The sequence below is a fragment of the Massilia sp. genome (genome assembly GCF_046293535.1).
Classification (GTDB): domain Bacteria; phylum Pseudomonadota; class Gammaproteobacteria; order Burkholderiales; family Burkholderiaceae_D; genus Telluria.
On record NZ_JBKBOV010000023.1, the window covers coordinates 41,696 to 59,008 of the forward strand.

Sequence of the window (17,313 nt, forward strand, 5' to 3'; positions counted from 1 at the left end):
AATATACGGGCCGTGTGGTGACTAAGAGCTTACTATGTAAGCATCTGAGCAGACAACTACCTATCGAAATAATAATCACAAGGACAGATTATGAAAGACCAGTTCACGGCGATGTCGCGAGAAGAAGTGTTGAGTAATGAGGGAAGGAAAGAACTATTCAATAGTCACCCTTTAATAACGGGTTCAGTCCTATTGCCAACTGCACCGATTCGCGAGGTCGCTACGATGGCGCGGAAGTCATGCCTTCTGCGTGAATCCGGGCTCGTTTTCATTGGAAAAAGTGGCGTAGGTAAGAGCTGCGCCCTTGAGATGATAGAGAGCACCCTGCGTGAGCAGTTCCCAAGGGTCGCAATTTATCGTCACGATACCCATAATCAGTCTATTCCATCAATTAGAGCTTTTTTTAAGCATTTCTTGGCCACAGTCGGGCATCATAATGTAAGGGGCGAAACTTTCGATCTAAGGGCAATACTTGTAAATTCTCTGATTGATTCGGCTCGTCTACACGGGGAGCGTATGATTCTTTTGTTGGTGGACGAAGCAAACGCAATGGATGTGACGGACTTTGATTTCCTTAAGGACGTTTACAACGATTTGGCGCAAGAAAACGTTAAGCTTGTAACAATCTTGATTGGTCAGGATCCCGAATTTAGTCAGCTATTCGATAAACTTATAAGAATGCAAAGGTTGGACCTGATCGGACGGTTCGCCATACGGATTGTACCTTTCAGGGCATATCGTGGTAGCCATGATCTGGAAGAGATTTTTGAAGGAATCGACAATCAGATATTTCCTTTTGGCACTGGGGTTACTTGGACTGAATTCTTTTTCCCATTAGCTTATGCTGCCGGGTTCCGCCTGAAGAATCAGGTAAGCAGCTTTTTAAGTTCTATTGAGACATCAAAGCCGGCAGGGCTTAAACTTGGGTCAGAAATTCCTGCACGGCAAATGTTTAGTGCTGTGCGAAGCTATCTCACGGACCTGGCGCTATTCGACGAGCCTGGAATGATCGTTCCAGAGGGTGCATGGGAGGCCGCCATTGAATATGCGGCGTTAACGAAAGCGATGGCGTACATGAGCGCGAGAAAGGGCAACACTAGAATTAGAACTTAGGCGATCCTCAATTTCGAAAAATGCGGCCGGGTCGACATCGGGACGAAATAAATGTCAGCGTGCACACTGGACGCTGGCTAGGGCATAAGCAGGAACGTGCCAGTGCGCTCGCGCTGGATGTAGCCCTCGCCAGTTTCAAATCTATTTAGATTTTCTATGAGAAAAGACATGCTTGTGAAATCTTCGGCTTCAATCTCGCCAGTGGCGACTTTGCTGACTGGAAAAGATCTTACACCGTTGCCCTTCGAGTCTTTTGCTAGCGTTATAACCCGTATTTCATGGCGAAATCTTCTGAGCCCAAAAGCTATCCAGCGCCTGATTATCGGTAAGCAGATTGGTACCAATAGCGATTCGTTTTTGCTTCCGAAATGGATGAGTAGTAATAAGCTTGTTACCCAATTCGGATGGCAAGCGCCCCTTTCAGACGAATTGAAGGTCTTACACCAATTTCGCGGTTTGACACACATATTCTTTAGTCGGCAACTAAAGATTTGTCCCGTTTGTTTCGGTGGTGGATATCATTCTTACTGGCATCAGTTAGAAAAGCTCTCCGTTTGCCCAATTCATCGTTGTCTGCTCACCAGTCGGTGCGTTTCGTGTAATGCCTGTTTCGGGAACTGCAGCTATCGTTTGAACGACGCAGTGATAAGTCTGCGCTACAAATGCTCGTCGTGTGGCCGCGATATAGCAGGGGTGGCAGTCAGTATTGAGAGCCATCTTGACCTACGATGTGAATTAGGCGAATCAGGCCAAGCCTTTATTAAACTTGCGCAGTGGGCAGCAAATAGCGAGTCCATGTTAACATGCCTTAGGAAAATTGAGGAGGACTATTGCTACGGTAGCGATCGTCTTAGTGTTTGGTGCCGGCCACGACGATTTATGGAAGGGCTGTTGATAAAGGGAGGGTATAAAGTAAACGACCTTGTCCCCATGGCTTTTGGAGAAATTTCTGCGCTGTCATGGAAAATAAAGATGCGCTTTTCAGAACGTTATTCGCGTCTTAGTCCACGCAACGTTAATACGAGCCGGCGCCGTCGCGCATTAGTGGTTTACACTGCAACACTGCGTATGCTGCAAGTCTGGATAACGGAAAGCTTGGGCCGTAATAATCCATTGCTAGACCTCGATCCGATTGAGGAAATGTGCGATACGATTGCGGTTGGCCAATGGCCCTCCTCATTCTTGGCATATCACATGATGCGAGCCATGTTTGAATCATCTATATGCCGACAGAGCATACTTGCACGGTTAAGCGTAACTGCATTTAAGTTCGATTATCGTCTGTCCGATTGTTTGTACACTTACCAGGGTAGGGAGCCTTTGCTGGCGTGGCGGGCGGTCTTTTTGGGAATTTTTGCCTCTCTGTACTGGACGATTGAGCGCTCAAGGAAAAATGGCAAGCTACAAGTTAGGTCTATTCGTTTTCCGATAGAGTCGACAGTCGCGAAAGTATTGTTCGTCGACGCAACGCACCATATGTGCGGCGTTGTCTTTTTTCCGACTATACCTGGCCTTCCACTTGCTCCGTACAAGCGCGGCACTCGGCTTGGAGTTGACCCGGTTCACTTACCATGTGAAGCGCCTGAAAAGTATCCCGATGAATTTCGTTGGCCTACGGTTTGAATATGGAAATAGCCTTTGTGAACCCACACTTTCAATGATACGAGCGTTAGATTGTCCGCCTAACGGAGCGCGAGTACGACTTTCATCCGGTGATGATCACGTCTATTTGACCTGCTTTAGGAATGCTGGACACTCATCAATGTGAGTTTTTCGTCGCAACTTAACCTTGCAACAGGAGGCGCCATGACGGTAAAACGATTCACAGTCGAGCAGATCGTGTCGATTGTAAAGCAGGCTGAACTGAGAATACCGGCGGCCGAAATTGTTCGGCAAGTCGGAGTCTCCGAGCAGACGTTTAGGCGGTGGGAAAGCAATATGCTTGCCTGCATTTGGACCAAGTTAAGGAACCGCGGCAACTCCAAAAGGAAAATGCTTGACTCAAAAAGCCGGTCGCGGAGATGAGCCTCGACAAAGCAATTTGCATGATGTCGCCACATAAAAGTTGGGGTGGTCCGCGTTGGAGCGAAAAGTAGTACAGTACGTATCCGAGCACTACGGTCTCTCTCTGCAGCGGGCCTGGCTAGAGAAAAACCAGACCTACAGTCTCTACTGCAAGGAACAGCTGCAGCTACGCTCCAAGCGGCCGAAACAGCGCAAGATGGCCGTCGGTCGGGTCAGTCGTATCACGCCGCGTAGGCCCAACTAGGGAACATGGATTCTGTGGCCAACCAGTTGGCCGACGGCAGCAAGTCCGCTCTCTGACCATTGTCGAGGTTTTACTCGCGAGTTGAACCGCTTGGCCGCGCAGCGTAGCACCCCAACTTGCCTGTTGTCGACAAACGCAGCGAGTTAACAGGACTGCCGCTTGACCTGTGGGCCTACCACCATCAGACCAACATTGACTTCAGCCACCCTGGCACGCCCACCGGCAACAGCCACATCGAAACGTTCAACGGGGGGTTCCCGTGATAAATGTCTGAACGTCCACTGTTTCACCTCAATGATCGAGGCGCAAGCACCATCGAAGCCTGGCGAAGGGACGACAATGAGAACCGGCCTGACATGGCCCTCGACATGACACCGGCAGCGTTCGCCCGCCAAAACAGGAGCGCAGGCCGAAAACCGAATCTACAAAACGCTAAAAATTAACTCTGCAGGCCGTCCAAAAAAACCAAGCGGATCATCCCCGACTCGTGCGTTTCCTTGACCCGTCCAACCTTCTTATGCAGTGACAAGCGAGGGTACCGTTATTTTGAGGTTGGCTCCACTCGATGCTTGACTGTTGCTGGTGTGCGGCTGCTCAGGCCCTTTACTGAATCGGTCAAGCCGTAATGGTTATTCGGACGCACGTGCAAACAGCAAGGGATGGTGCAAGCTGATCGTCCATCTCCTTCACGAGCACATTGGGCTTGGCTGCGCCAGCGGGCCATCTCGCCACGAATGCGCGCTACGACGTGGACTTCTGCGAATTGCTTGCTCAATGCCGCTGGTCGTTGAGCGAACTCTGGGGTGGCTTCATTGCTTGTGAGGATTGCGCGGTTGACATGGGCGACCGGGCGACGGCAATGAAGCGTTTTTTTTGCTTGTCTGTGCTCTCATCTGTTGGGGGTAGTAGAAAGCTTTGTTAGCGTACACAGCCATTAGTCAGCCTCCACCAGCTTTTCAGTGAATATTTTCAAGTGACTTTTAGTCGTGACCACCGCAGCTGCCAGTTTGAAAACAACCCGGATAGTAGGCTGTCGCTCGCCACGTTCTACGAGGCTGATGAAAGTTCGATCGAGATCCGCAGTGTGCTCCTTGCTCCTGAGTAAGTCGGGCCTCGGTTCGAGCCTGTCGAAGTACTTTTCCAAATGCTAGACCTATATCCACAATTTCTCCTTTTGGAGAAATCGTCGCTGTGCTGTATTATTATGTCTTCGGACTATAGTCTACATTTGTGACAGTAGTAGGTCCATGCGTACCTCTACTTTAGGCTGACAGGTCTTTGTGTTCACTTCTTGTCGATGATGCAACACGCGAGCTTTGCATGCGTTTGGCAGCGAAAGCAATCTTATGCACTGTGACCTTCTATCCAACAAAAGAACTTTTTGTCCGTGCCGTACGAGCGACGCAATCATTCCACCAGGCAGGCAAGAAGGTTGTCTACCGTAGTACGCAAAGTACGTGGGATCAGCAGGTTCCGTGCAGGCGCACGGCCATGGGTTCTAGTAGCAACTCGATTCAGCAGCCTAATATTGGTTCGTGCGGCTTCATACAGCTTCATGCGGTAACTGGTGCGATGGTGATACCGCATAGTTGCCGAATAATACATCTTGCAACCGAAATTAGCACATCGAGATATAGCTAACCCTACAAGATTAAAATAAAGTTTTAGATCCTAATCTGTCTCATCAGGGACTCCGCGCCCAACTGGGTAAGCGCGACGTCTGTAGATTAAGCATTGGACAGTTTTTTGTGCGATTGAGTAATATCTGGATAGAAATTTGAAATGAGTTACCGCACGCTTAACCTCAAGGCGACCGCTAAGTTACTAAACTCGCGCGCCGACCTGATCGAGAAGGCCTTATGCCGGATACAGGCGAGTCATCAGTTTGTCGATATTTCCCGATTAGGTTTTCTAGATAGTTTTTATTTTTACTGTGTTTTATTGAGTGCCGGAAAAAGCTGGGGCGCCGGCGAATTACCCAGTTTTTCCTCCTGCGAGCGAAAATTAGCTTCGACACGTACGCTTGTTGAGAAAATCTATTCAAGTTTGTACGTCAATCGTGTTCTGGCGCCAAATACTAAATCCTCGTTGTTTGCATTCAATATTGGCGCTGCACTGGATGCACCGATCACATTTGATTTAACACAAGTCTGCTGGACTATTGGTCGCGGAGGCGGGCAATTGGATAAACGTAGCATCTTGACTTTATTGTGCAGCAACCTCGATTCAAGTAAGCTGTCTGATAGGGAACGCTTACGTTTAATGTTGATTCAACACGAGTGTACAGGTGTTTTCCTGGAGATTCTAGCGAAAAACGGGGTTATCGCTGGAAGAAATGAAGAGCTGGAGATCTTTAAGCTAGTAAAGAAGCTGTTGGCGTTTCTCTCTCCCCCTCGTCTAATTCTTGAATTGCGCAAAGCGTTTGGGAATCGGGCATTCAAAAAGAACATCAACGATGCCAGCAAAAACGATATGGTACCCTTACTTACAGAGTTGCTAAGGAAGCAGGTGCGAACCGTTTCATTTGCGGAACCACGCGACAGCCTAGAGAGCACGAGTGAGAATTCGATCCTCGAAGTAAGTCAAAATGTCGTTTCTTCGACGTTCTGCGAACGCTTTTTAGCCATTACGTAGCCCGCCGCTGTTTAAATTTTGTCTTGTGTTTAGCTGGGGTATGGATGGCTGAGGTAATTATCACGGAGATTGACGTAGAAGGGTTAACGGCGAGATCCTTATGTGTTCTGAAAACAGCAGTGAAATTAGCTGAAATACGGAAGGGCAGACGGACTCACTCAATATCGGTAAAGGAATTTTGTGATCTTGCAGGGCTCCCAAATCTTGCTTTCGAAGACATGAAAGTACTATTGGATGAGGCTAGAAGGGCTGTGGCATCAATCGAGATTGTCGATACCTCAAGACCAAGTCAAGAACATTTCAAGAGCTGGGCGGTATTTGATGAAATTATGCTTGTGGGACAGCGTATCTCTTTTCGAATTTGTCGTCTAACATGGGACGAAAGGCTGTTGGCAAGACTGCAGTCTCTAAGTCCGCACCTTAGCAAGCGAATCAAATGACGTAATAGGAGATTATGGTGGCAAGGAAGTCGCGATTTTCAAACCCAACGGTGCTTTCGATAGACGCCTGCCCAATTCCATTGACTGGTTTCCTTCAAGGCCTACCATTCGTGGCTCTAGCTAGTCGTGTTTTAAATAACGAGACCGCCGCTGTTGAGTGGATGCTAACGCCCGCACTCGCGCTTGGTGACCAAAGACCTATGGATGTGCTTTCATCGAATGCTCAGTTCGTCGAATCGGTACTGCTACGGTTGCAATCTAAGGTTAATAAAGAAGAGTTATGAAGAGGGTGTCAAACGAGGGCGCTTATTTACTCCGACTGAAACGCAGTGCTAAGTTTTTTTCTGAACTGGGCCGGCTACTTTCCGCGCGCCAGAAAGGAATGAGCAGCGTTTCCATGTCGCCGGATCTGGAACGGGCGCTCCGGCGGTTCGCACGAGAGGCCTCCATGCAGGAGATAAAATTTTTGCACGAAATTATCAATGATCTGGCGCTAAGTTTGAACTCAATCGACAAAAGCGCAATTAAGTCAACCGCCGACACGCAACGTTAAAGCTTTGGTACACTCTGCCCAATATGTAGTTGTTCGGCGACGGCATTCAATCATGCATTACGTCGAGTTAGTGTGGAGGCAACCTCATCGACTCAAAAACTCGCACATGTCCTGGCTGCAGCGCCGCATTGGGTGCTGAATGTCTTTGAGCACGCGACAACGACTTTCAGCTAATATAGCTCAGCTCCAGCAGGTATGGTTTGTACTTTATTTGGCAGATTTGCCTCTCAGCGTCATTTTTACTCGTGAGTTTTTCAACACAATAGACCCGTTGCAGACGGTCACGCTACCGCTAAATTCGACGTGTTGCTGCCCATGCTGCCGCTATGGCTTTTGCATCATCAAGAGCATGATGTCGACGAAGACCGTTAGCAAACGCGTTTTTACGGGTACGTTCGAAAAGACCTTCACACGCAGCATCTTGGAACGATGGAACCGCATAGTTCCAACGCAATCCACTCGGTAAGAACGGGGTGAGCAACGTTATATCGTAACGTGGCGCATCACAAAAGAAGGTGACTTCAGGACCGCACAGTGACAGGAAGGCAGCCAACTGTTCAGCGCCTTCTATTGGTTTCAGCACAGGCCCGGTAAGCAGAGGTAGGACGTTGGCCTGAACAAAAGGCGCACAAATTTCATGTGAAATTCCAGCTAGTTCAAAATAAAGCTCGTTCTCGTCAGCTATTAAGCCGATCGATATCAGGTATGGCTCTTCGAAGCTTGTGAACTCTGTGTCAAGAAAAATTATCAAGGAACGCTCCGCTATTGGAAGGGCGATAAGCGTGGCCTGGGATCCGAAAACGGAAATGTTATAGCAAACACATGGTGCCAAGAAAATTATCGCGTGAAGGCCTGCTAATCCTATCGGATACACGAAGATCTGTGTTCTCAGCCATGCCATAAAATTTGTGGCAATGTTCCCTAGTTTCCAGTAGCGGTCGCGGCCGAGCGACCGCTTTTGGCCGAACGCAGACGTTATCGAACTCGCGGCGACCGATCTATACGAAGTATAAGGAGCCTCGGTCGTTGGCCACAATCCAGCGTTCACTTAGACTAGGCGTTCAACCATCTCGCATAGCTCCAACAACGAAGAGAGCGAACTTTTCGAGCTCAAGTGTTGTTTGCGGTCCAGCAATAAGGCTTGCATCCCGAACGCCCGTGGTCCTTCGACATCGGCTCCGATAGTATCGCCAACCATTAGAACATCGCCAGGTAAGCAGCGCAGTTGCCGGCAGGCATGTGCATAGATCACTGGGTTTGGCTTGATCGCGCCTGCGTCGAAACTCCAGACATAAGCGTCAAATACTGGGGGCAGCACCCTCGAGACTGGTTCGGCATACTCTAGGGTGAGATTAGAACAGAGTCCTAGTTTGTACCCGCGGTTTTTCAAATCATAGAGCGCGGGTAACGTGTCCGCAAATGGAGAGATAGATTCGACTTCGGCTTGCAAGTCAAGTTCGAGTTGCTTACGATCCGCGTTTGTCAATCGAATCCCCAACAAGTCACTGGCTTCAAGCAAGCTTACAGGTTGACCCATAAGCATTGCGGCGTCGCTGGGACTAGGCATCCTGCCTTGGTACGTGCCAATTTGGATAAGTTGACGAAAAGGTGTACGCTTGTCGAAGATTTTGATAAGGGTACCGTAGACATCAAACAGAATGACTTTTACCGAGCGACTATTCATTTTTTCCATTTGTTTTCAGCGGTGAGTATGTTTACAGAATATATATTGGAGGTAATTTTGCTTTTCCGAGTCGTACCTATACCAAAAGCGAGTTGCACACTTACAAGAAATCGGGCAAATGAGGTGCGGGGATCAAGATGAGGTTGTTAGTTTTATCTGATCTTCATTTGGAGGTTTGGCGCGATCATGTGCCTCGAATCGATGTATCGATCAGTCGCCCTGACGTCGTTATTCTTGCCGGTGACATTCACACAAAATCTCGTGCACCTTCATGGGCTGCAGAAATTTTTTCAGGATTACCTGTAGTCTACGTTGCTGGGAACCATGAATTTTATGGGGAAGCGATTGAGAAAACAGGAGAGTCAATCGCCTCAGAATGCTTCCGTTACCCTAATGTACACTTTCTTGATTGTGGAGAATACGTTTATGAAGGCGTTCGTTTTTAGGTGCTACTCTTTGGACCGACTTCGCCCTATTTAGTCCGGATCGCAAGTGGAGTGCAATGCTTGACGCTCGAACAGCAATGAATGACTACCAACGTATCAAGGTCGCAACTGCCGGGTATAGGAAACTGCATCCGCAAGACACTGCTCGTCTGCACACCGCACAACGAGCTTGGCTTCAAAAGAAACTTGGTGAACCGTTTACTGGGCGTACCGTTGTCGTCACCCACATGGCGCCTTCAATGCGCTCGGTCGCTCCTGAATACGTAGCAGACCCAGTCTCGGCTGCGTTCGCTTCGAACCTGGACGACTTAATAGTGAAAGCTAACGTTTGGATACATGGCCATACGCATTGTAGTTTCGATTATGAAGTAGAGGGATGTCGTGTTGTAGCCAACCCTCTCGGATATCGCATGCGGAATAACGGTGCTGAGAACCAAGAATTTGATCCAAATTTCATTGTGGAGCTAGAACTCTAACGTCTTCCCTGTCTGCACTATATGGGCCGGCTCGCGGTGTTCAATGCAGCTCATGACTGCATTTGTTCAGTGGCCACAGAATTGTCTTGCTAAGGCTATGCATTCGCGTTTATGCTGAGCTCCCATTAAGATCTAGTTTTCTTGCATTAAGAGCCTGCTTACGTTCGTAATTAGTCGAATTAACTCAGGCCGCGTAGCAGAATGGATTAGGGCAGGAACAAATCTACTTAACTTTGAGGGCGTCGTCAATGGCAAATATCGATCTGTCGAGCTACAACTTTAGTGAACTGAAGGGCCTGCAGCATGACATTGAAAGAGAAATCAAAAACCGCCAAAAACTAGTTTTGCAAAGGGCGCGCGACCAAATTTTGGCGATTGCTCAAGAGGCAGGAGTATCGGTAGAAGAACTTCTCGCTACAGGTAGGGGCAAAACCGATGGTGGCAAGGGGCAGAAAGTTCAAGCGCGCTACAAGAACGCTGGTAACGATAGCCAAACCTGGACTGGGCGAGGACGCCAGCCAAAGTGGATTGCAGAAGGCCTTTCTGAAGGAAAGACCCTAGACGATTTCAGGATTCAAAGCTAAGTAGGGGTGAGCAGGGAAAACGGAAAAAATCGGGCGTTAAGCCTCTGGGAGCTGAGGTACGGGTTTGAGGTATTGGTACAGGGTCTCCCGACTGATGCCGAACTCTCGAGCAAGCGTGGCTTTTGGCTCGCCGGCACCCGCGCGGCGGCGCAGCTCGACAACTTGGTCATCCACCAGGGCTTTCTTACGCCCGCGGTATGCGCCGCGCTGCTTGGCCAGCGCGATCCCCTCTCTCTGCCGCTCCCGGATCAGCGCCCGCTCGAATTCGGCAAAAGCCCCCATCACCGATAGCAGCAGGTTCGCCATCGGCGAATCCTCGCCAGTGAAGGTCAGGCACTCCTTCGCGAACTCGATGCGGATGCCTCGCTTGGTGAAATGCTGCACTAGGCGGCGCAGGTCGTCCAGATTGCGGGCCAACCGGTCCATGCTGTGCACCACCACCGTATCTCCCTCGCGCACGAATGACAGCATGGCATCGAGCTGCGGCCGCAGAGTATCCTTTCCCGACGCCTTGTCGATGAACTGCCTATCCACCTGGACGTTATCCAGTTGGCGTTCCGGATTTTGGTCGAAACTGCTGACCCTGATGTAGCCGATACGTTGACCATGCAAGATAGGTCTCCAAGTGGCGAAAGTGTCAGGGCAACTCTATGACCCTTCGCAGCACCTGTCAAGAAATTAAGAATCGCACTCTATCCTGACTAAGCCATTTAGGCTGGCCTGACATCAGGTTAGGGTATGCCTCAATCTGACGGTAGCGAGTCGCAGGCGTTCGGATCGGCATCGGTTTCGTTCCCTGTCTTGGCACGCGCTTCGAAGCGTTGATAACACTCCAACCCGCAGAAGTGCTCGACGTATTCCGCGCCTTCCGGGGTGAAGGCGGCATCGAGCGGGATTTCCTTGCAGCACACGCAGCAACTGGTGGTGGTCGAGTCACTTGCATTCATGGTGGCACCCCTCCATTGACTGACGAAGACGGCGAATGCCGCCGCCGGCATTGGCTTCGCGAACAGGAAGCCTTGTCCTGTGTCGCAGTCCGCTTGTCGCAATAGATCAAGACTCGCCGATGTTTCCACGCCTTCAGCCACCACATCCATGCCCAGCCCGTGCGCAAGCTGAATCACGGTGTGCACGATGGTTTGGTCGCGGCGGTCGTTGGCGAGCCCGGCGACAAACGATTGGTCGATCTTGAGCGTGCTGATTGGGCAGCACTTCAGATGTTGCAGACAGGAATACCCCGTCCCGAAGTCATCGGCGGCGAAGCGCACACCGATCTGCCGCAAGGCGTCCAGGGCGGGGAAGATCGCCGGATCACCAAACGCGACCGATTCGGTCAGCTCGATTTCGAGATACTCGGCGGGCAACTCGGCATCAGCCAGCACGCCCTTTACCCACCCGTCGAAGTCCGGTCCCACTTGGCTCGCCGAAACATTGACGGCCAGCCGGAACGGTCGCCATGCCAGCATTCGCCAGTCACGCATCTGGCGGCAGGCTTCGCCCAGCACCCAAGCGCCGATTTCAGGCATCAGGCCGGACGATTCGACCACGGGCAGGAACTGGCCCGGTGGCAATAGTCCAAGCGTCGGATGACGCCAGCGCAACAGGGCTTCCGCGCCGACAATCCCACCACTGCGCAGATCGACGACGGGCTGGTAGTGCAGTTCAAGCTGCCCGCGCTCGACCGCTTGGGCCAGTTCCGGCGTCGTCCATCCATCCGGCCGGAAAGCGCTCATTCTCTTTCCCTGAATGCCCGCAACGCCCGCGACAGGGACAGAAGGAACAGGCCGGTCAAACCGAGCGCCGCGATGACCCAATGCTCGCCGAGGAAAGCACCGGCGGTTGTGCCGGCCAGCACGACAGCGAGGATGGGCAGGTGGCAGGGGCAAGTCAGCACAGCCAGTCCGCCCCACAGGTAGCCGGTGATCGGTTTGTGCGTCTCGGACGGCAAGCGCTCGGGGTTGTTCATGGCAGACTCTCCGCGTGCTGTGCCGGCTCGGTCGGCAGGGTGGCCAACTGCACTTCCAGATCGGCCAACGCTTCGCGCCGACGCTCGACGAACTGACGCAGCAGGGCAAGCTGCGCGGCCGCTTCGTCGCCGTCCGCCGCATCCAGCGCCCGGCACAGCCGCGCCAGCGCGTCGAGGCCGATGCCCGCCTCGAAGGCCGCCCGCACGAAGCACAGCCGTTGCAAGGCGGCGTCATCGAACAAGCCGTAGCCGCCTGGTGTGCACGCCACCGGGCGCAGCAATCCGCGCAGCAGGTAGTCGCGCACGATATGCACGCTCACCCCGGCATCAAGAGCCAGCCGGGACACCGTGTAGGCGTTCATTGAACACCTCCTTTTTCTCACCCGGCGCAGCAGGAAAGCTGCTTCACATCCTTGTTGAAGGTCTGCGCCGCGAGCTTCAACCCCTCGACCATCGTCAGGTAGGGGAACAACTGGTCGGCCAGTTCCTGCACCGTCATGCGGTTGCGAATGGCCAGAGCCGCCGTCTGGATCAGTTCACCCGCTTCCGGCGCGACCGCCTGTACGCCGATCAGCCGATGGCTGCCTTCCTCGATAACCAACTTGATGAAGCCGCGTGTGTCGAAGTTGGCGAGCGCACGCGGCACGTTGTCCAAGGTCAAGGTGCGGCTGTCGGTCTCGATCCCGTCGTGGTGGGCTTCCGCCTCGCTGTAGCCCACGGTCGCCACTTGCGGATCGGTGAACACCACGGCCGGCATTGCGGTCAGGTCGAGCGCCGCATCGCCGCCGGTCATGTTGATCGCGGCACGGGTGCCGGCCGCTGCCGCCACATAGACGAACTGCGGCTGGTCGGTGCAGTCGCCGGCCGCGTAGATGTTCGGGTTGCTCGTGCGCATGCCTTGGTCGATGACGATGGCACCTTGCGCATTGACAGTGACCCCCGCTGCGTCCAGCGCGAGGCTGCGCGTGTTCGGTGTCCGACCGGTGGCAACCAGCAGTTTGTCGGCGCGCAATTCACCGTGCGTGGTGGTCAGCACGAATTCACCGTCCATATGGGCGACCTGGCTGGCTTGCGTGTGCTCCAGCACCTCGATGCCCTCGGCACGGAAAGCGGCTGTCACCGCCTCGCCGATGGCCGGGTCTTCACGGAAGAACAAGGTATTGCGCGCCAGGACCGTGACCTTGCTGCCCAGCCGGGCAAAGGCTTGCGCCAGCTCCAGCGCCACCACCGACGAGCCGATTACGGCAAGGCGTTCGGGAATGGTGTCGCTCGCCAGGGCCTCGGTGGAAGTCCAGTAGGGTGACTCTTTCAAGCCCGGAATCGGCGGGACCGCCGGGCTGGCACCCGTGGCGACCAGGCAGCGGTCGAACATCACGACGCGCTCGCCACCCTCGTTCAAACGGACGGTAAGGCTCTGGTCGTCCTTGAAGCGCGCCTCACCGTGCACAACGGTGATGGCCGGATTACCGCCCAGGATGCCTTCGTACTTGGCGTGCCGCAGTTCGTCGACGCGGGCCTGCTGCTGGGCCAGCAGCTTACTGCGGTCAATCGTAGGCACAGTTGCCGCAATACCGCCAGCGAACGGGCTTTCCCGGCGCAGATGGGCGATGTGGGCGGCGCGGATCATGATCTTGGACGGCACACAGCCGACATTGACGCAGGTGCCGCCGATGGTGCCGCGCTCGATCAGCGTGACCTGCGCGCCTTGCTCGACGGCCTTCAGCGCCGCCGCCATCGCGGCTCCACCGCTGCCAATGACCGCTACCTGCACCGGGGGCTCGTTGCCACTGTGCTTTTCGGCGGCGGCCATCCATCCCCGCACCTTGTCGAGCAGTCCGACGCGGTTGTCCGCCAGTGGCGCATCGGCTAGCGTTGCCTTGTAGCCCAGTCCGGCCACGGCGGCAGTCAGCGCGTCCGGCGATGTGCCCGGCACGATGGCGAGTTGCGCTGTGCCCTTCGGATAGGACACCAGCGCCGACTGCACGCCTGGCACTTTCTCCAGCGCTTCCTTGACGTGCGCCGCGCACGAGTCGCAAGTCATGCCGGTGATTTTTAGATGGGTCATGCAACAGATCCTTTATCGTTTGTGGCGCCAGACAATGACGTCCGTTGTGCTGCGGTGCCGTTTTCAGTGACTCACTGCTTGACGCTGGACGGATAGCCCGCGTCTGCGGTTGCCTTGGTCAGCTTCTGCACGCTGGTCTTGGCATCGTCGAAGGTGACGACCGCTTGGCGTGTCTCGAAAGTCACGTCAACTTTGCTGACGCCTTCGACCTTGGAAATCGCCTTCTTGACAGTGATCGGGCAGGCGGAGCAGGTCATGCCCGGTACGGACAGCGTGACGGTCTGGGTGGCGGCCCAGACGGGGGCAACAACGGCGGCGAGGGCGAGGGAGGCAAACAGTTTCTTCATGGTGAACTCCGATCAGTAGAAAAATGGCATGACGTAGGGAAATCCGAGCGCGACCAGAACCAGCGCGGCCACGATCCAGAAAATGAGCTTGTAAGTAGCTCGCACTTGGGGAATCGCGCAGACCTCACCCGGTTTGCAGGCCGCTGCCTGCCGGTAGATGCGCCGCCAGGCGAAGAACAACGCCACCAGCGCCACGCCGATAAAGATGGGGCGATAGGGTTCCAACACCGCCAAGTTGCCGATCCAAGCGCCGCTGAACCCCAAGGCGATCAGAACCAACGGCCCGAGGCAGCAAGCCGAGGCGAGGATGGCGGCAAGCCCTCCAGTGAAGAGCGCGCCGCGCCCGGTTTTTGGTTCAGACATGCGCTTGTCCTTTCGAATTGAAATTGGATAGCGTAACCTTACTTCCGTACTCATGTACGGAGTCAAGCGATATGGAAAACAATTTGGAGAACCTGACCATTGGCGTTTTCGCCAAGGCGGCCGGGGTCAATGTGGAGACCATCCGTTTCTATCAGCGCAAGGGCTTGTTGCTGGAGCCTGACAAGCCCTATGGCAGCATCCGCCGCTATGGCGAGGCCGATGTAACGCGGGTGCGCTTCGTGAAATCAGCCCAGCGGCTGGGCTTCAGCCTGGATGAGATCGCCGAGCTGCTGCGGCTGGAGGATGGCACCCATTGCGAGGAAGCCAGCAGTCTGGCCGAGCACAAGCTCAAGGACGTGCGCGAGAAAATGGCTGACCTGGCGCGCATGGAGGCCGTGCTGTCTGAGTTGGTGTGCGCCTGCCATGCGCGAAGGGGGAACGTTTCCTGCCCGCTGATCGCGTCACTACAGGGTGGAGCAAGCTTGGCAGGTTCGGCTATGCCTTAGCGTGCTTTATTTTCCGTTTTCTGAGACGACCCCGAGAAAAGGAAAGCTGGTTGACATCGTTGAAAAATTAGGCAGGGAGGCGTGCAGCGCCCAATAGCCCGGAAGCTGCGTAAGGCGACTCTGGTTCTGCGCCGCCAAAATGATGACTATAGTCCGAAGACGAAATGATACAGCAGAGACATGATTTCTCCTATGCAATCGGGAGAATTCTTTGGATCCAGGACTGGCGTTCGGTAAAGTTTTGCGGGTAGTGCGGAAGGAAGTCGGTATCACGCAGGAGGAACTGGCCCACGCTGCAGAGATAGACCGGACATTTGTCAGCCTCATGGAGCGCGGCGAGCGGCAGCCGACTGTGCGTGTACTCTTCAGGCTCGCAGCTGCCTTGAAGCTGGAGCCAGTGCGATTGATTCAACTCACCCAGGAACTGGTCGAACAAGACCCTGACGCATAGTTCAGTACCCCCAACCAGCTGAAGCTGGGCCTCGCGTTCATCGGATCGCGAGGATCACGATGAACCACAGGTTACCATCCGATCTTGTGCTTGCTCTCTGTCTCGGCATGGCGAGCGTCGTCCGAAGAATGCAAGTAGGTATTCGTCGTGCTGATCGACTCGTGCCCGAGGTTATCGCGCACGTGCCGAAGATCGACATCATTGTTCGCCATATGGGAACCTGCCGTATGTCGCAACCAGTGGGCTGACGCCTGCGTCATCCGGGCGGCAGCCGCAGCGTACTCGGGACCACGCTGACCAAGTCGATCGGCGGTTTGGGCAAAAATCACTTTGAAAATTTCGTGCACGCCGCCACGTGTCATCGCCCGTAGTTGGCCCCCGATCGGCAACAGCAGCGGCGTCGACTCCCCGGGTACGGGGTACGGTGAATGTCCGAGCTCTCGTCTGTAGCGGCCCAGCTCTACCATCAGCTCGTCGGTTGCCGGCACGATGCGCAACTTGTCGCCCTTTCCGAGCACTTCCAGCCACCACCGCTCTTCGCCGTCGCGGTCGCGTCGGCGAAAAAATCCGCCCATGCTGTTGCTGGTGATCTCAGAAATGCGCAACCCACAAACATAGGAAAGCGAAACAAGCCAACGCAACCTCAAGTAGTGTTCGCGTTGGCGCGGTGTTTCTCTCGGCATCGTGTCGACCGTCATCTTGACCTCGTGCCACATTTCATCATCAAGATATCGGGTAACCCTTGCTTGGGGCCGGCGCCGACGCTCACGTGAGAGCGCAAGTGGATTACCGGCCAGGTAACCCGCGTTGACAAGCCAGGAGAAGAGGGTGTTGAGGATAACCGCGGCCTGACGCTGGCTTGATGCCGACAGCGGCCCGGCGAAAGGTCGCCACCCGGGATGACTTCGCGAATACTTGCGGCCCTCGGCGCTAATCCACCGGCTAGCTGGCTTGGGATCACGCAGGAATCCTTGATAAACGAGCCAATCCTCGTGGGTCAGCGATGAAAGCGGCTTACCGAGTTGCAGCGTGGACCACAGCAGCAACCGCTCGGCTTCCTTGCGATAGTTATCGAATGTGGTCTGCTTATCCAAAAAACGTGCCAGCCAAGCCTTGATCGCATCGATATCGTTATCCGCACGGATCTGGCGCGTGCCGCCGTGTGCCCGGTTGCTTCCGTTTGAGCCATCGATATGTGCTGGTACCACAACAAATTCAAGGGGCGCAACGGAGTATGCGGTGGCAAGGATGCTGTTCGAATCAGGCATAAGGAGGGGAGGGTTAAAGGATTGTCTGCCGATTATAGGAAACCAGGGCGAATTAAACGAGTGAATCACGGTGCCACAGGCGCGGCGATTGACGCACAGCGCTGGAGCACGAATCCAAGGCGCTTGTCCATTATCAGATCGTTAAGTT

The 17,313-nt window shown here is 53.8% G+C and carries 20 protein-coding genes and 1 pseudogene; 11 read left to right on the forward strand and 10 right to left on the reverse strand.

Translation table 11 applies throughout. The features are described from left to right. Window positions 1-90 precede the first annotated feature (90 nt). From ACK4S9_RS13610 to ACK4S9_RS13635, 6 genes and pseudogenes are all read left to right on the forward strand, one after another. The gene (locus ACK4S9_RS13610) at window positions 91-1,113 is read left to right on the forward strand and encodes an ATP-binding protein (RefSeq protein WP_409726435.1); all 1,023 of its coding nucleotides are present in this window, start codon (window positions 91-93) and stop codon (window positions 1,111-1,113) included. 168 nt (window positions 1,114-1,281) lie between these two features. Beyond that, window positions 1,282-1,680 (forward strand): annotated as a pseudogene (locus ACK4S9_RS13615) (TniQ family protein); the annotation flags it as partial. Window positions 1,681-1,992: 312 nt separating this feature from the next. Beyond that, on the forward strand, window positions 1,993-2,736 hold the full coding sequence (locus ACK4S9_RS13620; RefSeq protein ID WP_229410201.1) for a hypothetical protein: 744 nt from the start codon (window positions 1,993-1,995) through the stop codon (window positions 2,734-2,736). Window positions 2,737-2,919: 183 nt separating this feature from the next. Further along, entirely contained in the window at window positions 2,920-3,138 is a 219-nt protein-coding gene (locus ACK4S9_RS13625) for a transposase (RefSeq protein ID WP_409726437.1), read from the forward strand. A gap of 2,026 nt (window positions 3,139-5,164) precedes the next feature. After that, window positions 5,165-6,016 (forward strand): hypothetical protein, encoded by an 852-nt coding sequence (locus ACK4S9_RS13630; RefSeq protein ID WP_143054579.1) that lies wholly within the window; start codon window positions 5,165-5,167, stop codon window positions 6,014-6,016. A gap of 454 nt (window positions 6,017-6,470) precedes the next feature. Next, entirely contained in the window at window positions 6,471-6,740 is a 270-nt protein-coding gene (locus ACK4S9_RS13635; protein WP_083415475.1) for an antitoxin Xre/MbcA/ParS toxin-binding domain-containing protein, read from the forward strand. A gap of 561 nt (window positions 6,741-7,301) precedes the next feature. Here the strand turns inward: ACK4S9_RS13635 and ACK4S9_RS13640 are convergent. Both ACK4S9_RS13640 and ACK4S9_RS13645 read right to left on the reverse strand, forming a co-directional pair. Further along, window positions 7,302-7,760 (reverse strand): hypothetical protein, encoded by a 459-nt coding sequence (locus ACK4S9_RS13640; RefSeq protein ID WP_143054578.1) that lies wholly within the window; start codon window positions 7,758-7,760, stop codon window positions 7,302-7,304. A 297-nt stretch (window positions 7,761-8,057) separates the two neighbouring features. Further along, window positions 8,058-8,702, reverse strand: coding sequence for an HAD family hydrolase (locus tag ACK4S9_RS13645; protein WP_083415473.1), 645 nt, complete (start codon window positions 8,700-8,702; stop codon window positions 8,058-8,060). Window positions 8,703-8,830: 128 nt separating this feature from the next. Here ACK4S9_RS13645 and ACK4S9_RS13650 point away from each other — a divergent pair, with 128 nt between their 5' ends. The 3 genes from ACK4S9_RS13650 to ACK4S9_RS13660 all read left to right on the forward strand — a co-directional run bounded on the left by ACK4S9_RS13650 (window position 8,831) and on the right by ACK4S9_RS13660 (window position 10,199). Beyond that, on the forward strand, window positions 8,831-9,139 hold the full coding sequence (locus ACK4S9_RS13650; protein ID WP_409726441.1) for a metallophosphoesterase: 309 nt from the start codon (window positions 8,831-8,833) through the stop codon (window positions 9,137-9,139). Window positions 9,140-9,216: 77 nt separating this feature from the next. Then, window positions 9,217-9,615: a hypothetical protein gene (locus tag ACK4S9_RS13655; RefSeq protein ID WP_409726443.1), complete on the forward strand. Its 399-nt coding sequence runs from the start codon at window positions 9,217-9,219 to the stop codon at window positions 9,613-9,615. A gap of 248 nt (window positions 9,616-9,863) precedes the next feature. Then, window positions 9,864-10,199: an H-NS family nucleoid-associated regulatory protein gene (locus ACK4S9_RS13660; protein WP_083415471.1), complete on the forward strand. Its 336-nt coding sequence runs from the start codon at window positions 9,864-9,866 to the stop codon at window positions 10,197-10,199. Window positions 10,200-10,235: 36 nt separating this feature from the next. Here the strand turns inward: ACK4S9_RS13660 and ACK4S9_RS13665 are convergent, their stop codons facing one another. The 7 genes from ACK4S9_RS13665 to merT all read right to left on the reverse strand — a co-directional run bounded on the left by ACK4S9_RS13665 (window position 10,236) and on the right by merT (window position 14,940). Next, window positions 10,236-10,811, reverse strand: a complete 576-nt coding sequence (locus ACK4S9_RS13665) for a recombinase family protein (protein ID WP_071362913.1) — start codon at window positions 10,809-10,811, stop codon at window positions 10,236-10,238. 131 nt (window positions 10,812-10,942) lie between these two features. Continuing rightward, a complete protein-coding gene (locus tag ACK4S9_RS13670; RefSeq protein WP_003132006.1) occupies window positions 10,943-11,932 on the reverse strand; it encodes a DUF3330 domain-containing protein in 990 nt (329 codons plus the stop codon). After that, complete coding sequence (gene merE / locus ACK4S9_RS13675) at window positions 11,929-12,165, reverse strand: broad-spectrum mercury transporter MerE (protein ID WP_003132004.1); 237 nt, start codon at window positions 12,163-12,165, stop codon at window positions 11,929-11,931. Before merE ends, ACK4S9_RS13670 begins: the two co-directional genes overlap by 4 nt. Beyond that, window positions 12,162-12,527 (reverse strand): mercury resistance co-regulator MerD, encoded by a 366-nt coding sequence (gene merD / locus ACK4S9_RS13680; protein WP_000995360.1) that lies wholly within the window; start codon window positions 12,525-12,527, stop codon window positions 12,162-12,164. The genes merE and merD overlap by 4 nt, the downstream gene beginning before the upstream one ends. A 17-nt stretch (window positions 12,528-12,544) precedes the next feature. After that, window positions 12,545-14,230 (reverse strand): mercury(II) reductase, encoded by a 1,686-nt coding sequence (gene merA, locus ACK4S9_RS13685; protein ID WP_071362911.1) that lies wholly within the window; start codon window positions 14,228-14,230, stop codon window positions 12,545-12,547. Window positions 14,231-14,301: 71 nt separating this feature from the next. Continuing rightward, window positions 14,302-14,577 (reverse strand): mercury resistance system periplasmic binding protein MerP, encoded by a 276-nt coding sequence (merP, locus tag ACK4S9_RS13690; RefSeq protein ID WP_003131987.1) that lies wholly within the window; start codon window positions 14,575-14,577, stop codon window positions 14,302-14,304. 12 nt (window positions 14,578-14,589) lie between these two features. After that, a complete protein-coding gene (gene merT / locus ACK4S9_RS13695; RefSeq protein ID WP_003131974.1) occupies window positions 14,590-14,940 on the reverse strand; it encodes a mercuric ion transporter MerT in 351 nt (116 codons plus the stop codon). Window positions 14,941-15,011: 71 nt separating this feature from the next. Here merT and ACK4S9_RS13700 point away from each other — a divergent pair, with 71 nt between their 5' ends. Both ACK4S9_RS13700 and ACK4S9_RS13705 read left to right on the forward strand, forming a co-directional pair. Then, window positions 15,012-15,446 carry a mercury resistance transcriptional regulator MerR gene (locus ACK4S9_RS13700; protein WP_003131969.1) on the forward strand — a complete coding sequence of 145 codons (435 nt, stop codon included), beginning with the start codon at window positions 15,012-15,014 and terminating at the stop codon, window positions 15,444-15,446. 211 nt (window positions 15,447-15,657) lie between these two features. Next, entirely contained in the window at window positions 15,658-15,897 is a 240-nt protein-coding gene (locus ACK4S9_RS13705) for a helix-turn-helix domain-containing protein (protein ID WP_409726450.1), read from the forward strand. Window positions 15,898-15,968: 71 nt separating this feature from the next. Here ACK4S9_RS13705 and ACK4S9_RS13710 read toward each other — a convergent pair whose 3' ends face one another. Further along, window positions 15,969-17,165, reverse strand: coding sequence for a tyrosine-type recombinase/integrase (locus ACK4S9_RS13710; protein WP_409726452.1), 1,197 nt, complete (start codon window positions 17,163-17,165; stop codon window positions 15,969-15,971). Window positions 17,166-17,313 lie beyond the last annotated feature (148 nt).